At 38.7% G+C, this 2,843-nt stretch carries 2 protein-coding genes and 1 pseudogene; all 3 read right to left on the minus strand.

Annotation, left to right across the window (positions count from 1 at the left end; translation table 11 throughout):
- Positions 1-1,221 (minus strand): dihydroxy-acid dehydratase (locus tag Q0L68_RS19090; RefSeq protein WP_296705843.1); only part of this gene is annotated, 1,221 nt, incomplete at its 3' end.
- Between the two features lie 77 nt (positions 1,222-1,298).
- Positions 1,299-2,276, minus strand: coding sequence for a glycosyltransferase family 61 protein (locus tag Q0L68_RS19095; protein WP_296705844.1), 978 nt, complete (start codon positions 2,274-2,276; stop codon positions 1,299-1,301).
- 59 nt (positions 2,277-2,335) lie between these two features.
- Positions 2,336-2,843 (minus strand): annotated as a pseudogene (locus tag Q0L68_RS19100) (UDP-N-acetylglucosamine 1-carboxyvinyltransferase); the annotation flags it as partial.

Here is a 2,843-nt window from a genome sequence, read left to right on the forward strand (position 1 = left end):
AACTACCGCTTTTCCTGTATGGGTTAACAAATGAGGACTTGCTGCAGAAGGTTTAATCACTGCACCATTTGGACAGAGATTTCCTTTCAAAACAGCTATTCCCGAATCTGGTTTGATGGGCTTTTCCATTGTTCCGATTAAATTTCGGTCATAGCATTCTGCTTTATTAATGTTCTCTCCGATGGTTTTGCCATTTACCGTTAAAGCATCTGTATGTAGATGTTTTTCCATCTCTTTCATGACGGCAGGAAGTCCTCCAGCATAAAAAAGATCTTCGACCCAAAATTCGCCTGAGGGCTGAACGTTTGCAATTAGTGGGATTTTTGAAGAGAAATGATCGAAATCAGTCAGATCTAATTCTACTCCAATCCGCTTTGCAATTGCAGTTAGGTGAAGAATAAAGTTGGTGGATCCTCCCAAGGCTGCATTGACCATTATGGAGTTTTCAAATGCTTTTCTGGTCAAAATCTTACTCATTTTCAGATCCTCATTAACCATCTCCACGATTCGCATTCCTGCCATATGAGCCAAAACTTTTCTTCTCGAATCTGCAGCGGGGATGGTCGCATTATCTGGAAGAGCCAAGCCCAAAGACTCGACCATGGCAGCCATGGTGGAGGCTGTTCCCATTGGGGCGCAATGACCCACAGATCGTGACATAGCAGCTTCAGCTTCTATAAAATCTTCTTGAGAAAGCTTTCCGGTTTTAAAATCTTCAGCAAAACGCCAGACATCAGAGGTGCCAATTTTCTTTCCTTTAAACCGGCCAACTAACATTGGACCGCCGGAAACTACCATAGCCGGAATGTCGACAGAAGCCGCTCCCATGACTAATGAGGGTGTGGTTTTATCACATCCACACATTAAAACTACTCCATCCATTGGATTGGCTCGAATACTTTCTTCCACGTCCATGCTTGCCAGATTTCTGAAAAGCATGGCTGTTGGTTTAATGGAGCATTCTCCCAAAGACATCACAGGGAATTCCAAAGGAAAACCTCCAGCCTCCCAGATACCTCTTTTAAGGGCTTCTGCGAGATCTCGGAAATGGGCATTACAGGGGGTAAGTTCTGACCAGGTATTACATATCCCGATGACGGGTTTGTCTCCTTCAAAAAGATGATGAGGAAAACCTTGGTTTTTCATCCAAGATCTATAAATGAATCCGTCTTTTCCGGTTCTACCATACCATTCTTGGCTGCGGAGTTTTTTCTTAGTCATAGGTTATTTTGGCAAATGAGATCAAAATTTACCAAAAATTTTCTGAAGGAAAGGAAGTAAAGAAGAATGAGGGGAAATTAATCGTTCAATTGGCTAATTACTTTTTCAAGAGCCTTAAGATCAATGGTAAAATCTGAGGTAATGGAATCAGGAGTATCTCCTTGATTTAAAGTGTAGTAGTATTTTAGACCCAGTGCATTCGCTAAATTGAAATAACAATTTGTTTTAGAGTCTTCCTGATTTCGAAGTTCTATTACTTCGCTGTCTTCAGGAAGAAAGATCATATTGGTTAGGGCGGCGCCGTGAAGAGAAACTAATGTCTTTGTTTCTGACATTAAGGAAATTTGTTCTTTTAGATTGAGTTTTTCAGTATAAAAAATTTCAAAACCATGTTTGATCATTAAGAGCTCCACATCTACTTCATTATGTGTTTTTCTTTTGGGAGCATATTTTCTACTGATATAAATTTTTCGATTTGGTTTTTTTTCTGACTGAACGCTTAATTTTTTACGGGTTAATTGGGTTAGATCAACATTAAAATTTGGAAAAGTGGCTGTTCTAGGTGTCAGTACCAGATTGTCCACAAGAAGATTTTCATTGGATTGGTAAAAGATAGCTTTGACATTAAGGATTTTAAGGCTTTCAGATACATAAGGAAGATGTCTGTAGGAATCATGGAGAATTACCTGGTTTGATATACCCGTATTTAATCCGATCCATAATCTGGGAAGACAGTCTGTCATCCAATGAAAATAATTGGCACTCCATTCATCTTTTATCCAGATAGCGTGAGGGATTTTTCGCCATTTTTTGAGAATACAGTGAGCAATTCTTTTCCCTACTGGCAAGATTCCCAATGAATTCACATGCGTGTGAGTGGTGTAAAAACTCATATGTGAAGGGGAGAATACTGTGTCCTGTAGGATAATAGACTTTTCTAAATGAAGGATTGGATGTATTTTGAATCTGCATTCATAATCTCCTTCAAACAACTTTTCATCTTCAGGTAGAAGATTTAAAGGTGGATTTCTCTTGATGTAAATTTCCTCCAACAAAGCCTAAATAATATTGAAATGAAAAAGATTTCCACCCGACTTTTGGTGTCGGGTAGACTTTATGAAATTCTTTCGATTTCTGCTCCTAAAGCATTCAATCGCTCATCTATAAATTGATATCCTCGATCAATTTGTTCGATGTTATCTATGATTGAAGTTCCATTAGCAGAAAGCGCAGCTATTAATAATGAAACTCCGGCTCTAATATCAGGGGAAGTCATTCGGATTCCTTTTAAAGGATATTTTCTATCCAAACCGATCACTGTAGCCCGATGAGGATCACACAAAATAATCTGTGCACCCATATCAATTAATTTATCTACAAAGAACAATCTGCTTTCAAACATTTTTTGATGTACAAGTACAGTGCCTTTTGCTTGAGTTGCAGTAACCAAAACTATACTTAGTAAGTCTGGGGTAAAACCAGGCCAAATTGCATCTGCTACCGTCAAAATCGAACCATCAATGAAGGTTTCAATTTCATAATGTTTTTGAGCTGGAATAAAGATATCGTCACCTCTGATCTCCAACTTGATCCCCATTCTTCGAAAAGTCTCTGGAATGATT

Source organism: Algoriphagus sp. (assembly GCF_024642405.1).
GTDB lineage: Bacteria > Bacteroidota > Bacteroidia > Cytophagales > Cyclobacteriaceae > Algoriphagus.